This window comes from Janthinobacterium sp. GW821-FHT03A03, from assembly GCF_059421435.1.
Window position 1 is genome coordinate 243,593 of the sequence record NZ_JBWKUZ010000006.1, and the last position, 19,796, is coordinate 263,388.

At 61.3% G+C, this 19,796-nt stretch carries 26 protein-coding genes; 21 read left to right on the forward strand and 5 right to left on the reverse strand.

Going from position 1 to position 19,796, the window contains the following annotated elements:
- The first annotated feature begins 90 nt into the window (after positions 1–90).
- Genes AC07VI_RS14980 through AC07VI_RS15040 form a run of 13 tightly spaced genes read left to right on the forward strand, consistent with a single transcriptional unit; the run spans position 91 to position 11,561 of the window.
- Complete coding sequence (locus AC07VI_RS14980; protein ID WP_494808805.1) at positions 91–762, forward strand: phage baseplate assembly protein V; 672 nt, start codon at positions 91–93, stop codon at positions 760–762.
- A complete protein-coding gene (locus tag AC07VI_RS14985; RefSeq protein ID WP_492993125.1) occupies positions 759–1,103 on the forward strand; it encodes a GPW/gp25 family protein in 345 nt (114 codons plus the stop codon). Before AC07VI_RS14980 ends, AC07VI_RS14985 begins: the two co-directional genes overlap by 4 nt.
- Positions 1,100–2,011 carry a baseplate assembly protein gene (locus tag AC07VI_RS14990; protein WP_492993123.1) on the forward strand — a complete coding sequence of 304 codons (912 nt, stop codon included), beginning with the start codon at positions 1,100–1,102 and terminating at the stop codon, positions 2,009–2,011. Before AC07VI_RS14985 ends, AC07VI_RS14990 begins: the two co-directional genes overlap by 4 nt.
- Positions 2,004–2,624: a phage tail protein I gene (locus tag AC07VI_RS14995; protein WP_492993121.1), complete on the forward strand. Its 621-nt coding sequence runs from the start codon at positions 2,004–2,006 to the stop codon at positions 2,622–2,624. The genes AC07VI_RS14990 and AC07VI_RS14995 overlap by 8 nt, the downstream gene beginning before the upstream one ends.
- Positions 2,621–3,880: a phage tail protein gene (locus AC07VI_RS15000; protein ID WP_494808806.1), complete on the forward strand. Its 1,260-nt coding sequence runs from the start codon at positions 2,621–2,623 to the stop codon at positions 3,878–3,880. The genes AC07VI_RS14995 and AC07VI_RS15000 overlap by 4 nt, the downstream gene beginning before the upstream one ends.
- 14 nt (positions 3,881–3,894) lie before the next feature.
- Positions 3,895–4,440 (forward strand): hypothetical protein, encoded by a 546-nt coding sequence (locus tag AC07VI_RS15005; RefSeq protein WP_492993117.1) that lies wholly within the window; start codon positions 3,895–3,897, stop codon positions 4,438–4,440.
- 33 nt (positions 4,441–4,473) lie between these two features.
- Positions 4,474–5,649, forward strand: coding sequence for a phage tail sheath protein (locus tag AC07VI_RS15010; RefSeq protein ID WP_492993115.1), 1,176 nt, complete (start codon positions 4,474–4,476; stop codon positions 5,647–5,649).
- 57 nt (positions 5,650–5,706) lie between these two features.
- Positions 5,707–6,216: a phage major tail tube protein gene (locus AC07VI_RS15015; RefSeq protein WP_070308512.1), complete on the forward strand. Its 510-nt coding sequence runs from the start codon at positions 5,707–5,709 to the stop codon at positions 6,214–6,216.
- A gap of 37 nt (positions 6,217–6,253) precedes the next feature.
- On the forward strand, positions 6,254–6,562 hold the full coding sequence (locus AC07VI_RS15020) for a phage tail assembly protein (RefSeq protein WP_099375095.1): 309 nt from the start codon (positions 6,254–6,256) through the stop codon (positions 6,560–6,562).
- Between the two features lie 8 nt (positions 6,563–6,570).
- The gene (locus AC07VI_RS15025) at positions 6,571–6,684 is read left to right on the forward strand and encodes a GpE family phage tail protein (RefSeq protein ID WP_071650284.1); all 114 of its coding nucleotides are present in this window, start codon (positions 6,571–6,573) and stop codon (positions 6,682–6,684) included.
- Complete coding sequence (locus tag AC07VI_RS15030) at positions 6,685–9,588, forward strand: phage tail tape measure protein (protein ID WP_492993112.1); 2,904 nt, start codon at positions 6,685–6,687, stop codon at positions 9,586–9,588.
- Positions 9,589–9,603: 15 nt separating this feature from the next.
- Entirely contained in the window at positions 9,604–10,212 is a 609-nt protein-coding gene (locus AC07VI_RS15035; RefSeq protein WP_046682352.1) for a phage tail protein, read from the forward strand.
- A complete protein-coding gene (locus tag AC07VI_RS15040; RefSeq protein ID WP_492993110.1) occupies positions 10,209–11,561 on the forward strand; it encodes a phage late control D family protein in 1,353 nt (450 codons plus the stop codon). The genes AC07VI_RS15035 and AC07VI_RS15040 overlap by 4 nt, the downstream gene beginning before the upstream one ends.
- 21 nt (positions 11,562–11,582) lie before the next feature.
- Here AC07VI_RS15040 and AC07VI_RS15045 read toward each other — a convergent pair whose 3' ends face one another.
- From AC07VI_RS15045 to AC07VI_RS15065, 5 genes are all read right to left on the reverse strand, one after another.
- Positions 11,583–11,996 (reverse strand): hypothetical protein, encoded by a 414-nt coding sequence (locus AC07VI_RS15045; RefSeq protein ID WP_492993108.1) that lies wholly within the window; start codon positions 11,994–11,996, stop codon positions 11,583–11,585.
- 228 nt (positions 11,997–12,224) lie between these two features.
- A complete protein-coding gene (locus tag AC07VI_RS15050) occupies positions 12,225–12,647 on the reverse strand; it encodes a hypothetical protein (protein WP_492993106.1) in 423 nt (140 codons plus the stop codon).
- A 546-nt stretch (positions 12,648–13,193) separates the two neighbouring features.
- Positions 13,194–13,598 carry an energy transducer TonB gene (locus tag AC07VI_RS15055; RefSeq protein ID WP_492993105.1) on the reverse strand — a complete coding sequence of 135 codons (405 nt, stop codon included), beginning with the start codon at positions 13,596–13,598 and terminating at the stop codon, positions 13,194–13,196.
- A gap of 423 nt (positions 13,599–14,021) precedes the next feature.
- Positions 14,022–14,498 (reverse strand): GNAT family N-acetyltransferase, encoded by a 477-nt coding sequence (locus AC07VI_RS15060; RefSeq protein ID WP_099420233.1) that lies wholly within the window; start codon positions 14,496–14,498, stop codon positions 14,022–14,024.
- 388 nt (positions 14,499–14,886) lie between these two features.
- Positions 14,887–15,324: a helix-turn-helix domain-containing protein gene (locus tag AC07VI_RS15065; RefSeq protein ID WP_034745827.1), complete on the reverse strand. Its 438-nt coding sequence runs from the start codon at positions 15,322–15,324 to the stop codon at positions 14,887–14,889.
- A gap of 312 nt (positions 15,325–15,636) precedes the next feature.
- Between AC07VI_RS15065 and AC07VI_RS15070 the strand changes: the two genes are divergently transcribed.
- From AC07VI_RS15070 to AC07VI_RS15105, 8 genes are all read left to right on the forward strand, one after another.
- Complete coding sequence (locus AC07VI_RS15070; RefSeq protein WP_099420234.1) at positions 15,637–15,834, forward strand: hypothetical protein; 198 nt, start codon at positions 15,637–15,639, stop codon at positions 15,832–15,834.
- Positions 15,835–16,064: 230 nt separating this feature from the next.
- Positions 16,065–16,328, forward strand: coding sequence for an Ogr/Delta-like zinc finger protein (locus AC07VI_RS15075; RefSeq protein WP_102292449.1), 264 nt, complete (start codon positions 16,065–16,067; stop codon positions 16,326–16,328).
- Positions 16,329–16,448: 120 nt separating this feature from the next.
- Positions 16,449–16,850: a hypothetical protein gene (locus tag AC07VI_RS15080; RefSeq protein WP_492993101.1), complete on the forward strand. Its 402-nt coding sequence runs from the start codon at positions 16,449–16,451 to the stop codon at positions 16,848–16,850.
- A gap of 101 nt (positions 16,851–16,951) precedes the next feature.
- A complete protein-coding gene (locus AC07VI_RS15085; RefSeq protein WP_034745810.1) occupies positions 16,952–17,305 on the forward strand; it encodes a hypothetical protein in 354 nt (117 codons plus the stop codon).
- Entirely contained in the window at positions 17,295–19,130 is a 1,836-nt protein-coding gene (locus AC07VI_RS15090; protein ID WP_492993099.1) for a replication endonuclease, read from the forward strand. Before AC07VI_RS15085 ends, AC07VI_RS15090 begins: the two co-directional genes overlap by 11 nt.
- A complete protein-coding gene (locus AC07VI_RS15095; protein WP_492993097.1) occupies positions 19,127–19,279 on the forward strand; it encodes a hypothetical protein in 153 nt (50 codons plus the stop codon). Before AC07VI_RS15090 ends, AC07VI_RS15095 begins: the two co-directional genes overlap by 4 nt.
- Positions 19,273–19,503: a hypothetical protein gene (locus tag AC07VI_RS15100; protein WP_492993095.1), complete on the forward strand. Its 231-nt coding sequence runs from the start codon at positions 19,273–19,275 to the stop codon at positions 19,501–19,503. Before AC07VI_RS15095 ends, AC07VI_RS15100 begins: the two co-directional genes overlap by 7 nt.
- Complete coding sequence (locus tag AC07VI_RS15105) at positions 19,500–19,793, forward strand: hypothetical protein (protein WP_492993093.1); 294 nt, start codon at positions 19,500–19,502, stop codon at positions 19,791–19,793. Before AC07VI_RS15100 ends, AC07VI_RS15105 begins: the two co-directional genes overlap by 4 nt.
- The last annotated feature ends 3 nt before the right edge of the window (positions 19,794–19,796 follow it).

Here is a 19,796-nt window from a genome sequence, read left to right on the forward strand (position 1 = left end):
AGAGCTAACTCGACGCATCGAAACTCTGCATAGGCAGTAAGCCTCATATCAACCCGCCCCCGCGTGCATCCGCACGCGGACTTCGGCAACATGCACTGCATGAACGCCGACCAGTCCGACCTCCTCCGCTTGCTGCAAAACCTGATCCGCCTGGGCACCATTGCCGAGGTCAAAGGGGCCAAGGCGCGCGTGCGGCTCGGGCCGACACTCACCACCGAATGGCTGAAATGGGCCACACGGCGCGCCGGCAGCACGCGCACCTGGTCGGCGCCCACCGTCGGCGAACAGGTGATCGTCTTTTCCCCAGGCGGCGACCTGACACGCGGCATCATCCTGCCGGCGCTGTACTCGCAGGAATTTGACGCGCCCGACTCCAGCGACACCATCCACACCACGCACTACCCGGACGGCGCCGTGGTGCAGTATGACCATGCGGCCCACGCCTTAACCGCTGTGCTCCCCGGCGGCACCGCCACCATCACCGCCGACAAGGTCACGTCGAACGCGCCCAGCACCATCTGCACGGGCGACCTGACTGTCATGCAAAACCTGATCGTCATGCAGTCCACCATCGTGAACGGCGCCACCGCCCTGAACGGCGGCGTGAATGCCAAGGCCGGCGCCGCCGGCGGCGTGGCCATGGCCGTGCAAGGAACGATCAAAGCCAGCGAGGACGTGCTGGCCGGCGACATCAGCCTGGCCAAGCACCCGCACGGCGGCGTCAAACAAGGCGAAGACCAATCGGGCGGGCCGCTGCCATGATGGGCATGCACGCCGCCACCGGGCGCAGCCTGACGGGCCTGGGCCACCTGCGCCAGTCCGTTGCCGACATTCTCACCACGCCGATGGGTTCGCGCATCCGGCGCCGCCGCTATGGTTCCGAAGTGCCCGAGCTGATCGACCAGCCCCTGAACAGCGCGACGCAATTGCGCATCTACGCCGCCACCGCCTTTGCCCTGCTCCGCTGGGAGCCGCGTTTGCAGCTCGCCAGCGTGCAGCTCACGCGCGACACGGACGGCGCCATCACCCTGCTGCTCGATGGCACGGCGAATGGCCAGGGCATCACCCTGGCCGTACCCGTCAAGCAAGGGGGCGTCGTATGAGCACGCCCATCGACCTGACCCAGTTGCCGGCGCCCAGCGTGGTCGAGGTGCTGGACTTCGAAGCCATTCTCGCCACGCGCAAAACCCACCTGGTCAGCCTGCTGCCGGAAGCCGAGCGCGCGGCCGTCACGGCCCTGCTGGCCCTCGAATCGGAGCCGGCCACCAAGCTGCTGGAAGAGAATGCCTATCAGGAAACCATCTTGCGCAACCGCGTCAACGAGGCAGGCAAGGCCGTCATGCTGGCGTTCGCCCTCGACGGCGACCTGGACCAGCTGGGCGCCAACGTCAACGTAGCGCGCCTGGTCATCACGCCGGCCAATCCGAGCGCCCTGCCGCCCGTGGCCGCTGTCATGGAAGACAACGACGCCTACCGCCTGCGCATCCAGGAAGCGCCGGATGGCCTGTCCGTGGCCGGCCCGAAAGCGTCGTATGAATTCCACGCCCGCAGCAGCGACGGCCGCGTCAAGGACGCGAGCGCCACCAGCCCCGCGCCGGCGCACGTCACCGTCACGGTGCTGGCGAACAATGACACCGGCATCGCCGACGCCGCGCTCCTGGGCACCGTGGCGCGCGCGCTCAACGCCGAGGACGTGCGCCCCCTGGGCGACCGCCTCACCGTGCAGGCCGCCCAGGTCATCGACTACCAGATCGAGGCGACCTTGTTTATCGGCGTCGGGCCGGAAGTGCCGATTCTGCTGGACGCCGCGCGCGCCAACGCCGTGCGCGTGTCGCAGCCGCGCCGCCCGCTGGGCCACAGCATCTACCGGTCCGCCTGCAGCGCCGCCGTGCACGTCGAAGGTGTGCGCAAGGTCGTCTTGACCAGCCCGGCGGCCGACATCGAACTGGACGCCACCCAGTCCGCGCGCTGCACCGGCATCAACTTGAATGTGGTGGTGCTCGATGAATAAGATCGTGCCGACCCTGCCGCCCAACACCACGGCGCTGGAACGCGCCATTGCCGTGGCCTGCGCCGAGCTGGTCAACGTGCCCGTGCCGCTGCGCGACCTGTGGAACGCCGACCGCTGCCCGGTCGCCCTGCTGCCGTTCCTGGCCTGGGCCTGTTCCGTCGACCGCTGGGACGACGCCTGGCCCGAATCGATCAAGCGCGGCACCATCAAGGCGGCCTATTTCATCCACAAGCACAAGGGCACGATTGCCGCCGTGCGCCGCGTGGTCGAGTCCCTGGGTTATTTAATCCGCATCACCGAATGGTGGCAGACCACGCCGCCCGGTACGCCGGGCACTTTCCGCCTCGACGTGGGCGTGCTCGACACGGGCATCACGGATGCCATGTTTCAGGAAATGGAACGCCTGATCGCCGACGCCAAGCCCGTCAGCCGGCATTTGACGGGCCTGGCGCTGTATCTGGAAACCCGTGGCCAGGTGCAGATCGGCCTGGCCGCCTATCACGGCGATGCGATGACAGTTTATCCGTGGATCGCCGAAGAAATCGAAGTGCGCGGCACGCTGGTACAGGGCGGCGCACCCCATACCATTGACACCATGACCATCTATCCATGAGCACATACTTTGCCATTCTGACGCAGGTGGGCGAGGCCAAGCTGGCGAACGCCATCGCCCTGGGCCACACCCTGAAACTGAAAAAAATGGGTGTGGGCGACGGCAACGGCGCCCTGCCGATTCCCGACCGCGCGCAAAAGGCGCTCGTGCATGAAGTGCGCCGCGCCGACCTGAACCAGCTCGCCATCGACCCGGCCAACGCCAGCCAGATCATCGTCGAGCAAGTCTTGCCCGAAAACGTGGGCGGCTGGTGGCTGCGCGAAATCGGCATCTACGACGAGGCGGGCGACCTGTGCGCCGTGGCCAACTGCCCGCCCAGCTACAAGCCCGTCATGGCCGAGGGCAGCGCGCGCACGCAAGTGGTGCGCGTGGTGCTGATCGTCGCCAGCGCGGCCGCCATTGAGCTGAAAATCGACCCGTCCGTCGTGCTGGCCACGCGCCAGTATGCCGACGAGCAGGACAGCGAAGTGCGCGCCTATGCAGACAAGCAACTGGCCCTGCACCTGGCTGCGCTGGACCCGCACCCCCAGTACAGCAGGAAGGAAGTGGCGACATTGGAAAAATTCGATGCATCGAAAAAGCTGGTCAATGCTGCTTTTGTACAGCAGGAACAGGGCAATATCGTGGCATCCGGCGCAGTATCGGCGTCGCGCAGCTTGACCGGCGAGGACATCGGCAAATGCCTGTATTTTTCTGCCGACAATGTGCTGTTCACGCTTCCCAAGCCGAGCGACCTGGGTATCACGACCAATTCCGGCCGCTGTATTCACTTCTTCGGCCTGGCCGGAAAAGTGGGACGACTTGCCCCCGGCCCCGGCGCCTCGCTCAATGCCGATGTGTCCGGCGTGAATGGCATGGACGTCAAATCCGGCCAGTACATCACCCTTGCCGCCATTGCCGATAGCGTATGGCAGGTCATCGACACGACGGCGGAAATGTGGCGTAACGCCGATTTCCTCACGTCCATTGCCAGCGCGGGCGTGAGTTCCTGCCAGGCATCGCCCGGCGGCATCATGTGCCAGACAGGAACCTTTGTCGCCAGTAAAACCGGCTACAGCATGCTGACATTCCCAACGGCATTCCCTAACGGGTTGCTGTCCATTCAAGGCAACGTCATCCATGGTTCCCTGGGGGCCGGTTCCGTCAACTTCAACATGGATGCAAAAACGCGCAGCGGCGTGCCGGTGGCGGTTGTCAATTCCAGCGCCAGTGATTATCTGGCATACCCCATCACCTATACCGCACGCGGCTATTAACAAGAGGAAGCCCCATGGATATGCTTGCCCCCGACAACCTTGACGCCGTTTTTTATTCCGTGCAAACGGCAGGCTTCTACCCCGAACGCCTGCGCGCGGCCTATGACGCCGCCGGCTCATGGCCCGCTGACGCCGTGCTGATTCCTGCCGAACTGCTCGCCGGCATGCAGGCGGCGGTAGCCGAAGGCGCCACCGTCTCGCTCGATCCCCGTGGCCAGTGGATCGTGACGGCCCGCGCGCCCACGCCGTATGTGCAATTGGCCGCCGTCTACCTCAACGCAGTGCGCGCCGCGCGTGAGGCCGTCTTGAACCGCCTGGCCGGTATCGGCTTCGCGGCGATGATGAACGGCGAAACGGACATCGTGGAAGGCGCCATTGACGCGCGCCAGGCGCTGCTCGACATCACCATCTGCCCATCGGTCGTCGCCGCGCAGGATATGCCAGCGCTGCAAGCGGCCATCAAAGGCGAATACGACCGCATCGCCGCCAGCTTGCCGGGCGAGGCCCGCCGCGCCTTCGACGACGCCGGCATTGCCCTCGTTCCCCCCATTGCCCAGTAACGCCCCATTCACCACTCATCAGGAGAACTAATTTTGGCCACCGACTACCACCATGGCGTGCGCGTCATTGAAATCAACGAGGGTTCGCGCCCGATCCGCACCGTCTCCACGGCCGTGCTGGGCCTGATCGCCACGGCAGACGACGCCGACCCAGCCGCTTTTCCGCTCGACACGCCCGTGCTCGTCACCAACGTGCTGGCCGCCATGGGCAAGGCCGGCAAGATCGGCACCCTGTACCGCGCGCTGGAAGCGATCGCCGCGCAGACCAAGCCCTTGTGCGTCGTCGTGCGCGTGGCCGAAGGCGAAACGGAAGCGGAAACCACCACCAATGTGGTGGGCGGCGTCTCGCCGGACGGCAAGTACCTGGGCGTGAAAGCCTTGCTGGCCGCGCAAAGCAAGCTCGGCGTCAAACCGCGCATCCTGGGCGCTCCGGGCCTGGACACCAAGGCCGTCACCAACGCCCTGGCCAGCGTGGCGCAGCAACTGCGCGCCTTCGTGTACGCCTCCGCGTATAGCTGCAGCAACGTGGTGGCCGCCACCACGTATCGCGGCCAGTTCGGCCAGCGCGAGGTCATGATCATCTGGCCCGATTTTGTGAACTGGGATATCGCCACCGATGAAGAGGCCAGCATGTCGGCCGTGGCGTACGCCATGGGCCTGCGCGCCAAGATCGACGAGGAAACGGGCTGGCACAAGACGCTGTCCAACGTCGTCGTCAACGGCCCCACCGGCTTGACCCGTGACGTATTTTTCGACTTGCAAGACCCGGCCACCGACGCCGGCGTGCTCAACGCCAAGGAAGTCACCACCCTGATTAACATGGGCGGCTACCGCTTCTGGGGTTCGCGCACCTGCGAGGCGCCGGGCGGCTTCTTCTATTTCGAGAGCTACACGCGCACGGCCCAGGTGCTGGCCGACACAATCGCCGAAGCACATTTCACCTTTGTCGACCTGCCCTTGCATCCGTCCCTGGTGCGCGACCTGCTGGAAAGCATCAACGCCAAATTCCGCGACCTGAAATTGCAGGGCTACATCATCGACGGCCACGCCTGGTATGACGAACAATTCAACGACAAGGACACGCTCAAGGCGGGCAAGCTGGCCATCGATTACGACTACACGCCCGTGCCGCCGCTGGAAAACCTGCGTTTCCAGCAGCGCATTACCGACCGCTACCTGGCCGACTTCGCCTCGCGCATCGCCGCGTAATCGCCATCACCACCCAGCCCGCGCCCGCGCGGGCGCAACTGAACAACGGAGAACACTATGGGCCTGCCCCGCAAACTGAAAAATTTCAACCTGTTTCAAAACGGCGTGTCCTTCCTGGGCATGGTGCCGGAAGTCACCTTGCCGAAACTCAGCCGCAAAATGGAAGAGTACCGCGCCGGCGGCATGAGCGGCCCCGTGTCCGTGGACTTCGGCAACGAGGCGCTATCGCTGGAATGGAGCGGCGGCGGCCTGATCGCCGAAGCCCTGAAACAGTACGGTGCGCACACGCACGGCGCCGTGCAACTGCGCTTTGCCGGCGCCTACCAGGAAGACGATGACGGCACGGTCGCCGCCGTGGAAGTGGTCGTACGCGGCCGCTACAAGGAAATCGACATGGGCGCGGCCAAGATGGGCGACGACACCACCCACAAATACACGATGCCCTGCAGCTACTACAAGCTGATGATCGACGGCGCCACCGTCATCGAACTGGACTTCATGAGCGGCACCGAGAACTTCGGCGGCGGCGACACCAATGCGGCCATCCGCAAGGCCATCGGCCTGTAACCCCTTTTATTCACCACCACCCTACAAGGACAACATCATGCACAACGATACCCAAAACCAAGCCGTCATCGAACTGGACGAACCGATCAAGCGCGGCGACACCGTCATCACCTCGCTGACCGTGCGCAAGCCCAAGGCGGGCGCCCTGCGCGGCGTGTCCCTGATCGAGCTGGCCAACCTGAACGTGTCGGCCCTGCAGATCGTGCTGCCGCGTATCACCGAACCGACCTTGACCGCACACGACATCGCCAATATGGACCCAGCCGACCTGCTGGCCGTGGGCGCCGAGGTTGCCGGTTTTTTGGCGAGCAAAGCCGATCGCCTTTCGGTATCCCCGGCGAAGTAGAAGACGCCATGGCCGACATTGCCGGCGTCTTTCACTGGACGCCGGCCGCGATGGACGGCTTTACGATAGATGAACTGATGGCCTGGCGCGAACGCGCCCGGCAACGAAGCGGAGCGGAATAGATGGCTGGTCGGGATCTGAAATTACAGGTGGTATTTGCGGCACTGGACAAGATTACCGGCCCGCTGAAAAAAATCATGGGCGGCTCCGGCGACACGGCCAAGGCGTTGAAGGCTACTAGCGACCGCTTGCGCGAGCTGAACGCCCAGCAAAAGAACATCAGCAAATTCCGCGAGCTGCATGGCGGCCTCGACGCCACCCGCACCAAGCTGGAAGCGGCGCAGCAGAAGGTGGCCAGCCTGGCCGCAAAGATGAAGCAGGCGGAGGCGCCCACGCGCGCCATGACGCGCGAGTTTAACGCCGCCGTCAAGGCGGCCGGCGACTTGAAGACGGCAGGCCAGCAACAGGCCCAGCAACTGCAGGTCATGCGCGAGCGCCTGTCGGGCGCCGGCATCGGCACCAAAGACTTGGCCAATCACGAGCGCACCTTGCGCCGCGAGATCGAGGCCACTAACAAAACCATGACCTTGCAGCAGCAGAAGCTGGCCAATGGGGCCGCCAGGCAGCAGCGCGTCACAAACGCCACCCAGCACGCCGACAAGCTGCGCAACAAGGCGGGCAACCTGGCCATGGCCGGCGCTGGCGCGACTGCGGCCGGCGCGGTCATGGCAATGCCCATAGCCAAGGGGCTGCACGAGGCGAAGCACTACCAGCTGGAAAAGGCCCGCGTGAATGCCCTGGGACTGGGGCCGGAAACCAGCCAGCAGGCAATCAAGTTCGCCAAGAACATGAAGACCTACGGCACCAGCCAGAACGAGAACCTGGAACTGGTGCGCGACGCGATGTCGATCTTTGGCGACCTGCACCACGCGGAAATGGTCGCGCCCACCCTGGCCAAGATGAAATTTGCCAACAAGGCATTCTTCGGCGCCGAGTCGGGCGAAGAAAACGAACGCATCTTCATGGACCTGTTGAAAGTCATCGAGCAGCGCGGCGGCACGGCCAGTTCGGAGAAATTCCACGACCAGGCCAACATGATGCAAAAGGTCATCACCGCGACCGGCGGGCGCGTGGGGCCGACCGAGTGGCTGAACTTCATCAAGACGGGCGGCATTGCCGCCAAGATCATGGATGACAAGCAGTTCTATTACCAGATGGAACCGCTGGTGCAGGAAGTTGGTGGCCATCGCGCCGGTACGGCCCTGATGTCCGGCTATACGAACTTGTATCAGGGGCGCACCACCAAGCGCGCCGTCAGCAACATGGAAAAACTGGGGCTGATTAAAGATCGTGGTCAGATCAAGCACGACAAAGTTGCGCAAAGCGCCACCCTTGGCCCAGGTGCCCTGCTGGGCAGTGACATTTTCCGGCGCAGCCAGTTTGAGTGGCTGGAAACCGTCTTGCTGCCACAACTGGAAAAGAAAGGCATCACGGATGCTAAGCAAATTGAGGACACCATCGGCAGTTTGTTTTCGAACCGCACGGCCGGCAATCAGTTTCTGGACATGTTCAGGCAACGCATCCAGATGCACAAGAATGCCAAGCTGAACGAAGGCGCGTACGACATCGAGCAGATTTATGACCTGGGCAAGCAGCAGGCCGGCGGCGCCGAATTGGAAGCGGCGGCCAGGCTGGCCAACCTGAAACTCACCATGGGCGAAAAAATCCTGCCGCTGTATGCGCAGGGACTGGAAATGGCCATCAGTGCCATCACGCGCCTGAACGGCTTCATGGAGCGCAACCCGACCGTGGCCAAGGTCATGATCGCGGGCTTTGCCATCCTTGCCGGCATCCTGTTGGTGCTCGGCCCGCTGATGCTGGGCATTGCCGCGCTGATCGGCCCGTATGCCATGCTGCACGTCATGTTCGCCAAGATGGGCGTGACGGGCGGCGTGCTCACGCCCATTTTGCGCGGCCTGGGCGGCGCCTTCATGTGGGCGGGCCGCGCCGTGCTGTGGCTGGGCCGCGCTCTTCTGATGAACCCGATTGGCATCGCCATCACGGTCATCGCCGGCGCCGCCTACCTGATCTATAAATACTGGGAGCCGATCAAGGGTTTCTTTACCGGCATCTGGTCGCACGTCAAGACCGCCTTTGCCGGCGGCGTTAATAGCGTCAGCGCCCTGATCGTCAACTGGTCGCCGCTGGGCCTGTTCTATCGCACCTTCGCGGGCGTGCTGGGCTGGTTCGGCATTGCGCTGCCGGCCAGGTTCAGCGACTTCGGCAGCGGCCTGCTGCGCGGCATGGCCAGCGGCATCACTAGCAGCTTGAACGTCATCTATCAATGCTGGGAGCCAGTCAAGACGTTCTTTGCCGGCGTGTGGTCGCAGCTCAAGGCGACGTGTGCCGGCGGCCTGGCGGGTATCAGCGCGCTGATTATCAACTGGTCGCCGGTCGGCGTGTTTTACCAGGCGTTTGCGGGCGTGCTGAGCTGGTTCGGCATCCAGCTGCCGGCCCAGTTCACCGAGTTCGGCGCCAACATCCTGCGCGGCCTGGTCAACGGCATCACGGGTTCCATGGGCGCCGTCAAGGACGCCATCAGCAATGCCGGGTCCAGCACCATTGCCTGGTTCAAGGAAAAGCTGGGCATCCACAGCCCGAGCCGCGTGTTTGCCCAGCTCGGCGACTACACCATGCAGGGCCTGGCCGTGGGCCTCGACCGTAGCGAGGGCGCGCCCATTGCCAAGGTTTCCGGACTGGCGCAGCGCCTCACGCAACTGGGCGCCGGCATCGCCATCGGCACGGCCACGGCGTTACCCGCCAGCGCCTTCGACACGCGCGCCCCGCTGGCCCAGGGCGGGTTCGGCGCCGGAATGACCATCCAGGGCGACAAGATCGAAATCACCTTCCATGTGCAGGCCGGCACCGATCCCCAGGCCATCGCGCGCGCGGTGAGCGTGGCGCTCGATCAGCGCGACCGCGAAAAGGCGGCACGCATCCGCTCGTCCCTGCGCGACCACGATTAAAGAAAGAAGCACACCATGATGATGATTTTAGGAATGTTCGTGTTCAGCCTGCCGACGCTGGCGTATCACGAGCTGCAGCGGCAAACGGAATGGAAGCATGCCAGCACGGCCCGCGTGGGCCTGCGCGACGCGCACCAGTACGTGGGGCCAGGCGACGACACGATTACCCTGTCGGGCTGGGTGGCGCCGGAACTAACCGGCTCCCTGTACTCGCTCGATGCGCTGCGCATGATGGCCGACACGGGCAAATCGTGGATTCTGATCCAGGGCACGGGGCGCATACTCGGCTCCTACCGCATTACGAGCATGACGGAAGGCCGCACCATCCTGGACGGCAGCGGCGGCGCGCGCCGTGTCGAGTTCTCGATTGCGCTCAAGCGCGACGACGACGGCGTGCTGGCCATGGTCGGCCTGGGCGACATCGGCGACCTGAAAAACATGCTCAGCATCGACGGCATGACCAGCAGCATTGCGGGCGCGGCCAAGAATGCCGTGGGCAGCGTGGTCGGCAATGTGGTCGGCGGCATCACCTCGAAATACGGCGGCGTGGTCAGCGAGATGAAAGACAAGATCGGCGGCAGCATCAGCGGCGCCATCGGCAGCGCGGCGGACAAGTTCAAATGAGCGAGCATATCCCCGCCTTCAAGGTCAGCATCGAGGACAAGGATTTGACGGCCATCGTCTCGCCACGGCTGATTAATCTGACCTTGACCCTGTGCCGTGGCGACGAGAGCGACCAGCTCGATATCGCGCTCGACGACAGCGACGGCAAGCTGGCCCTGCCGCCGCGCGGCGCGCAGATCGCCCTGGCGCTGGGCTGGCAATCGTCCGGCCTGGTGGACATGGGCAAGTTCACCGTGGACGAGGTGGAGCACAGCGGCGCGCCCGACACCATCACCTTGCGCGCCAGGTCGGCCAACCTGATCGACACGTTCAAACAGCAGCAGGAACACAGCTTTCACAAGACCACCCTGGGCGCCATCATCGAGGTGATCGCCTTTCGCAACGAGCTGGCGTCGGGCGTGTCGGCGCGCCTGCGCGATACCGCCGTCGAGCACATCGACCAGACCCACGAAAGCGATGCGGCCTTCCTGCGCCGGCTGGGCAGGAAATACGATGCGGTGGCCACCGTCAAGAATGACACCCTGCTCTTCATTCCCATCAACCAGAGCCGCACCGCCAGCGGCAAGGCGCTGCCCGTCATCCCCATCACGCGCGCCCTGGGCGACGGCCACCGCTACCACAGCGCCGAGAGCGACGCCTACACAGGCGTGCGCGCCTTCTGGCATGACGAGCGCTATGCGCGCCGCCGCAGCGTGGTGGCCGGCGTTCCCGGCAACAGCAAGCGCCTGCGCACCACCTTCGCCAACGAGACGGACGCGCGCGCGGCGGCCGTGGCCGAATGGCAGCGCATCCTGCGCGGCCTGGCCACCTTTGAAATGAGCCTGGCCCTGGGGAACCCGGCCGTGTTCCCGCAATCGCCCGTGACCGTGAAGGGCTTCAAGCCCGAGATTGACTCTACCGAATGGCTATCGGTCAAGGTCACGCACAGCCTGGGCGGCAACGGTTTTACCACACGGGTGGAGTTTGAAACGAAAACGGAAGCAGTCGAGGCAGAACGCGAGGAGGAGAAAGACCCGGACGAAGGGATCACGGGCGTAGTAGCCAGATGGAGGGATGTGGCGGCGAAGAACAAAAAAGGTGGGGCAGGAGCAGGCGGGAGCCACGGGCAAGCTCAAGTCGCTGGAGCATCTCTACAAGAGCAAGCAGGCCGCGAAGCGGGCGGTGCTACATGCTTGGAAGCGTATCGAAGAAATTCGGGACATCATCCGCGAAAACAGCGAGGAACCCTGGGAACCTCCGCAAACAGCAGCAGAAGCAAAAGCAGCATAACCGTGCGCCCGACACATCCGCTCAGCGGCTGCTTTCGCCCCATAGCAGCCCCCCGAGGACCGCTGGGCGGTCGACTCTAACGTGGAATTAATCGGCGTGCTTTAGCGCGTCCGGGTTGAATGGTTGGCAAAGCGATGCCAAAGCGTCACGCCAATTCTGCCAATGAAGAAGGCGGCGCCGGCATAAAGCAAAACCAGCAGTAGGATGAACGGGACCATGATAACCGCAGCCGAGAGTGAATTGCCGAAAAGCAGTCCAACTACGCTGCAAACAGCAAGTGCAGAAACAATACCGCCCGAATAGGCGGCAAACGACGGGCGCCTCAAAACACCGAGTGCAACGCCAATCAAACAGACACCGACTAGACCAATCGGAGTAGCCGAAAGTGCCCCTGCCACTAAAAAGAGTAGAAGGGTAAGCACGCCAGCGATGAAGGTAAACCAGGCCCATTCATCAGCGCTGAGTTCAGCCATCCCCTTACCTAACGCTATACGAAACTTGTCTGCTACTGACACGTAGGCTCCTTTATCAATTGCTAGGTCCGCTCTTGGCCGCCAGCGGCCCATGAGCATAGCGAATTAGCAAGCGAGAAAAGTCACGCATTGTCACGAAAACGCGAATGGCTGCTCCTGGCCGGCTCCTGTCGGTTGTACTCGACCGTAAACTGGCATCTGCCGGCTCGGCCGTTGCCGCCCCGAAGCAGACATAGATCTGACGCATTCGACATATGCCACCGCAGCCGATTAAGCGTCGTAATAAACAACGCCGTATGTGTCGAACATAGCTCCAGCTAGCTCGACCATGCTTAAGCCGCTGCGCTCCCAAAAAAACAGAAAGTATTCCAACTTGTCGTAAGGTGCTTCAGCGTCCATGCCGTGCAGCGCACAAATCGTGGTTCTGATACGCAACACCTCAGGGTCATCCGACATATCGCGTCCTCGGATGGCCTCCCAAAGCCTCACCCGGACAGCTAAGGCCTCGCTATCCGTTGCCGCGCCCTCAAGATATCGTTTAGCAGCCAAAACAGAAGACTGCGCGGTAACGGGTAGACATTCGATCACCCGAGCCAGGGCGTTAACCATAAAGCGTTGAGCATCACCGTGCTCTACCGGATCATCCAGATCAACGGTGGATGAAATAACATCAAAAGGATCACGGTGAGACATGCTGACTTTCTGAGTAAAGCTTAATTGGTCAATTGCCGACTGTCCGCTTCTGGCCGGTTGCAATCGTCGGTAGGTTCCGCCCCGAAGCGGACAATTTCGATCTGGCCGATGCGGACCTTAGAGGCACGCAGGTGCCCACATACAGCCAGGTACAAATGAAACAATAAGGTACGCTAAGCAAGACCAAACGCTAACGGCCACAACCCAAAGCAGTTTCTTCACCAAAGAATAGGAAAAATAGCTTACGGTGAGAACTGCAGCACCCAGTGCCAGAAAGAGGGAAATTGGCTCAATAAATTCAGGGAAGGGCCACGGCAGCCGGTACTGCCAGTACATCAGCGCGATTTTGGAGACGGGGACACATCCTGCTGCGAAAGCAAGCGCCGGGACGCTCGCATATCGAGGGCGTACTTTAGAATTCATGCTATCCCTAAATGTCCGCTGTTGGCCGGTTGCTTCCTATCACTACTCAGGCATATCTACCGGAACTATGGGCAATTGTCCACATTCGTGGCTAACAACACTCTGGCTTTTAAAAATGGCGTATCAGTCTAGAGTCCAAACGTATTGCAACAGCAACCATCCCTCGGCGGGACCACCGTCCATCGTGCCAGGGGTGAAGGAGCATTTGGAGATGCCCACACGCGCCGCCTCATCCAGTTCCACGTGACCGCTAGATTTGACAACTTTAGATTGCATTACGGCTCCATCGCGCCCAATTAGCAAGGCAAGCCTAACCGTTCCGGTTTTTTTAGCATCAAGTGCCTCCTTCGGCCACACCGGCTTAGCGCAGCTACTGTAATCGAGTGTGCCGCCCTTCGCAGGACTGTCTGCGGTCGCTGCTGAGCAAAGAATCGATAGGCTGGCTAGGACTACTCCGGCCGCTACGCTAAGCGTTTTTTTTGCGTGTAAGGACAAGCGGTTGTGGAACTTAATTGATGGGCAATGCATCAGCTGATAGTCCTTTTGAAAGATTTATTCTATGCGTAACTCAAAATACTCGACACGGTGTTGTAGGCTAAATGTCTGCTTCTGGCCGGAATCGGCCATACGCAACTATGCCTTTCTTTTGGCCTTTTCGTGTTGCAAAATCGACCTGCACTCGTCTTCGGTTGGCACGTTTTTCTCAGTCAGTATGGTATGCCAGCCGCCGCAGTCAGTATCCGAGCAACCGCACACACTTGTTCGCACCGGGTGCTGGGTTAATCTATCACGCTTCTGAATAGCATTAGTTCGTTCCTGACTCTTGATAAGGTGGACTAGCGCGCCTCTACTCAAAAATTTTCCTGCCATGACTCTCCTATAGTTGCCTTGTACCGCACAAGGCGTTAACGTTTTCAATGTCTGCTGTTGGCCGATTTCGGTCGACTCAAATTACAATAATTTTCGATAGACGAGAAAACCTGACTTCTGGGCAATCGTGTCATACAGTCGCATGGCCGTAGTATTAGTCTCGTGTGTTTGCCAGTACACTCGAGGACATCCTGCTGTTGTCGCTTCCATGTAAACCCGCTCTATAAGACCCCGGGCGACACCCTGTCCCCTGGCTGATGCGTCGGTGAATACATCTTGTAGATAGCAGTTGGGCCCGACCTGGATTGTGCTTCGATGATAGAGAAAATGAGCTAGCCCTACGACTTTGTCATCTTTCACGGCGACCAACGCGTGCATCGGCTCGTAGGCGTCGAAAAACCGTGACCAGGTGATTAGGGTGGTATTTTCGGGTAGCGCTGTTTCGCCATGGCGTCCGTAGAACTGATTGTAACCAAGCCACAATTCTCGCCATTCCTGAAAATCACTTTCTTTGAGAGCTCGAACCAAAATGCTAGAAGCACAGTCCATAAATTCCATCAATCCTTCTAATTTAACAATATAAAATTGCGACTGCTACTGTCGGCTTGTTGCCGATGGCAGCCACTGTCATCGGCCGCAATGCCATGAGCCTGGCTAATATTGCTAACTCCAGTTACCACTCACCCAAGTTGGCGACGCATCAGAGGCAGTGGAAGAGCACTCGCATTTGATACCCGGCGCCGTCTCAATGACAATGCCGATAGTGAAAGCCTTCCCATCGTAATAACATGAATTTCTAATGAATCTGTTCGCCGCCGTGGCCATCACTTCACACTTATACAGGGGCCAGCAGCAGGCAAAAGCCAGTGTGGAAAGTGTGGCGATTTTCCATCGACTCACCCGCTTTAGTAGCGAGAACTTTCGTTTCCGCCACGAGTTCCTTTGGCTATTTTTTTTTGCCGCCGACGTTGATCGTTTGGGGAGCAGTAATGTCTCCATGAATCTGCTGGCCTACTTTGCCATGAAATACCATCTGGGTATTGCGTTCTACTGACTTTGCTGGCGACACGGTCGTCGGTTCTGTAATCCCCTCAACAACGCCGAGTACGCGCGCTTTCCCACGCAAATCCAACTTACGATAGCCGACTAGCAACTCATTCTCGTCATCCGTCAATGCGCTACTTGCCGCCGTGCCATGCAGCACATATTGCGTATCGACACCCACTGATGCGATAGCAATTAGATAATCCGCACTTGGAAATCTCTTGTCTTGCTCGTAATTTATTTGCGTACCCTTCTCGACCTTCCCAACCAGTGCGAATTCCGGTTGAGTCATGCCAAGTCGTTTCCGTTCGCTTTTTAAGCGCTGCCCAAATGTATCCATATGTCGATCTTTTAGTTGCAAAGTACAATTTTTTGTACTAAAGTGACGTCATTACCATGTGACGTATACAAATCATATCCTATGACATCTACCGCTCCAGTCACGCGCCAGCCGAAGAACACACTTTCGCAGCCAATCCCGATTCGCTTGCTCCCCCCTGAGATCGAACGCGTCGAAAAATTTGCACAGCAAGACTCCCGTTCGCGAGCATCGTTTATGCGCCTGATGCTGCTACGTGGCCTTCAATCTTACGAGGCCGAACTCGAACAATTCTCCCTTATCCATCACGCTTAACTGCACAGGAGCAGGCCCATGTATCCCGATCCAAAACGCGTCCGTAACAACCGTGTCATGGTACGCCTTGACGAATATGAGTATGACGTCCTGGCCGCCATCGCCAATTATCAGGGCGAGGAACTGGCTCCGTTTCTGCGGCAGCTCGCGCTTCGCCAGGCGGCAATAGTGCTTGGCGACGACAACAGTGCCACATTACCCAGCATTGCTGCCTAAATGAAGTCACCAATCAGCAACTTTTGAGCAGCCGAAAATATGCCCGACCGTTCCGTACCTGTAGAAACATGCGATGAAGACCAAGACACGTTTGAACGTGTCCGAATACAGCAGGGCTTGGACACCATCGACCAGGCTATCGAGTGGTTGATTAAGGATAACGTACGAATCGGGATTCGCAAGATGAGCGGCCGAGGCCGTGCCCTGTATCAAGTGAAAAGAAAGAACAAATGAGAGTCATCGGCCTGCCCTGCCCGCATTGCGAATACACCGTCCGCGCCGTCAAAAGCCGCATGATGTCCGCCATGTTCAAGGAAATCACCTACATGTGCCAGAACCCCGACTGCGGGCACTCCTTCGTGGCAGGCCTGGAAGTGCTGCGCACCCTCTCGCTGTCCGCCATGCCCAAGCCGGATATCCGCATCCCGATGTCCCAGCATGCGCGCACGGCAGCCACCAGCCAGCTGGCCCTGGACCTGACTGCGGGCTGCTGATGACTATCCCGATCCTCGCGCCGCCGTAGCCCGACCGCAGTAACTCCCCTCTTTTGCTGTGCCCTGCAGCGCTCCCTTTTGAGCGTACGGGATTCGTTCAACCTGAAATAAGGAAAACCGATGGAAACCACGCTGCACGCCACCCGTCACGCCGACAAATCCATGGCATCAAGCACGATCCGCCCGACCTTGCAAAATTGTATTGTCCCCGTGGCACCAACGTGTTTCCTCTTGCAAGCCAGCGCGGGCATCGGCATCGCGGCGCTGACCGCCCGCATCCATGAGATTGCCAAGACCTATCACGCCTACGGCGCTGCCAATCTGACCTTCATCGTCAGCGATGCGCAGGCACTGGAGCGTGACGGCTTTTTCGCGCCAGCCAAGCAGCGCGCCCTGGTCGGCAAGCTGCCCATCGAGGTGAACTACATTTTCGCCACTGAAGCGGGTTCCCGGCACTGCTGCGGCGCATCGCACACACTCCCGTACTGGGCAGAGCATTTTCTCAAGGCAGGGGAACGCTGATGCTGCGCCTGGCCAAAACCTGCGGCATCTGGCTGCTGTCGCTCCTGATCGTCATTACCCCTGACGTGCTGCGGGCCATCGGCGCCATCAAGGACTGAACCATGCCGGCGTCCCTTATCGACAATCACCTGTCCTTCCAGCCTGCCGCCGAGATTTTGGCAGCACGCGACAAGGACATGCCGACGCCACCAGGCGCCGGGCATGCGCTGGCCGCCATCGCCGAAGCGAAGGCCCAGCTACGCAGCATCAAGCCGCGCAATCTGGCGCCCTTCATGGCCCAGGCCTGGGGATTGTCGCCGCGTGGCGCGCGCCGTTCCGTGTTGATCGCCGCCGGCATGGACGCCGACCGCTGGGAATCGCCCATCCACTCATTTACCGAGGAAGAGCGCATCGAGCTGCGCGCCGCCACCTCTGCCGCTATCCGTGTGTACGAAAGACTGTTGAATGCCATCTAAAGAAATTCTCAAGCCCGCCCAGCGTCACGAGGCGTTTTTGCGATCCCCATACTTCGCGCCCGAGCTGGCCCGCATCCCGTTCAAGTGGCGCAACCGCGTCATCACGGCCGCCATGGCGAAAATGGCCTGGTCGTCCTGGTACAGAGTCTATGAATCCATCGCCACCAGCTTTGTGCGCGAGTTCGCCGAACAGTACGTGCCGGCTGGCGTTGACCTGTCGCAAAGCGATGCGGACATCGTGGCCACCGCCGAACGTGCGGCCGATGGCGTCACCAAAATGCTGTGGATGGCCGTGTCCGACACGCACGCCTTGCAGATCATGGAAGACGAGTGCGCCTCATATGGCATTGAGCTGCCTGAGTTCGATGTGCTGGCCGACACCATCGCCCGCCTGGTGGACGCCCGCTGGTGGCGCCGCCAACTGCGCAAGCGCGTCAAGCGCGCCTTCGAGGCAGGCAATATCCGCCTGGGCTACGTGAACTATCGAGGCGAGCCCTACGCCAGCAACGACGCCGTGCTGTCGCGCCTGGCGCAAAACCGCCGCAACGCGGCAGCGCTGGCCGCCACCCTGGTGCAAAACGAAAACGGCCAGCAATTCAGCATCGCCGAGCTGGCCGAGAAAACGACGGCCAATAAGGCCATCCGGCGCGGCGAGCTGATGTTGCGAATCAACGGCTTTGAGCAGATCGCCCGCGAGTGCAGCGACCAGGGCATTTTCATCACCTGGACGTGCCCATCGCGCTTTCACGCCATGCAGCACAGCGGCAAGCCAAACGACAAGTTCGACGGCTCCACGCCGCGCGAGGCAAACGCCTACCTGGGCAAGATGACATCGCTGTGCCGCTCCGCGCTGGCGCGCCGGGGCATCGGCCTGTACGGCTTTCGCATCGCCGAGCCGCACCACGACGGCTGCCCGCATTGGCATCTGCTGCTGTTCGTGCGCCCCACCGCGAAATACAAGACGGTCCACCTGCAGGACGTGGCCGGCCGCGCCATCCGCATCATGAAGCGCTACGCCTGGCGCGTGGACCGTGGCGAACCGGGCGCCTTCGCGCGCCGCCTGGACGTCAAGCGCATCGACTGGGCCAAGGGCAGCGCCGCCGGCTACATCGCCAAGTACGTGGCCAAGAACATCGACGGCGTGGCCGAGCACAAGACCAAAGAGGGCTATGTCGTCACGGCCGACACCGAAGGCGATGTCGAACTGACGCCATCGGCGCGCGTCGAGTCCTGGGCTGCATGCTGGGGCATCCGCCAATTCCAGCAATGGGGCGGCGCGCCCGTCACCGTGTGGCGCGAACTGCGCCGCATCGAGGAGAGCATGCTCAACGAAGCCCCGGCCGCCATGCGCCGCGCCTGGGACGCTGTGCAAAAAATCGACGGCGAAAAGCGCGCCTGCTGGGCCGAATACCTGCGCGCCCAGGGCGGCGCCCTGGTGCCGCGCAAAGAGCTGGTCGTCACCCTGGCCAAGGACGAAAAGACCGTCATCGGCCGCTACGGCGAAACGCTGCGCACCACGCCCTACGGCGTGCGCTGCAGCGACCTCATTGGCGTGGTCTTCAAGTCCGTGCGCCATACGTGGACGCCGGTACAGGCCACAGGCGGGCGCGGGGGGGCTGTTGGGGTTGCCGTTCCTCGGACTCGTGTAAATAACTGTACGCACCCCGACCGCCCTACCCCGACTACGCCGCCGGCGGCGCCCGCGCCGAACCTGTCGGACGAGGCAAAAACAGCCCTGATTGCAGCCTGGGCGGCCGTCAACGCCTGCCCGTATCCCCGATTGATCGTTCCCGACAACCCACCCCAAGAAGGAAATGGCACATGAGCACCTATGCCGTGATCGTTCGCACGCAAACCGAACGCTTTGAATATGCCGCGATTGCCGCCTCCAGCGGTGACGCGATCCAGGCCGCCCTCGACTACTTCGGCGTGTGCGGCGTTACCGCCAAACTGAAAGGAGCACAGCAATGCTGAACACCCTGACCAATTCGCCGCGGCAAATCGCCCTGGGCGACCGCGTGACATTCGATACCGACGAAGGCTACCAGGCCGGCACCGTCAACGACCTGCGCCGCGACGTGGGCAATGGCGAGCTGCATGCGTGGGTGGAACTGGACCACCAGTGGCCGGGCATGTTCCGGGCGGTGCCGCTAGCGGCCATTGTTTCCAGCCACGCTGCCCTGTTGGTGGCCGCATGAACGATACCGCAACGCTCGACATGTTCCCGCCAGAGGTCCGCGCACCGCGCAAACCAATCACCAGCGCAGATCGTGAGGCGGCACGCGCGCTGCGCGCACAGAAGCTGGCTGAGAAACACGAAGCGAAACGCTGGGTGGTGGTAGAGGCCCCTGGAACAGTGGATGAATACGTTTGGGACCATTGCAGGTGCAGCACGTACCGCGAGGCTTTGCGAATGGGCAGTGACTGCGGAGTGAGATTCGATGTGATGTTCAGGCTGCCAGACGGCAGTTTGACCACGGAGTTTTAAGCC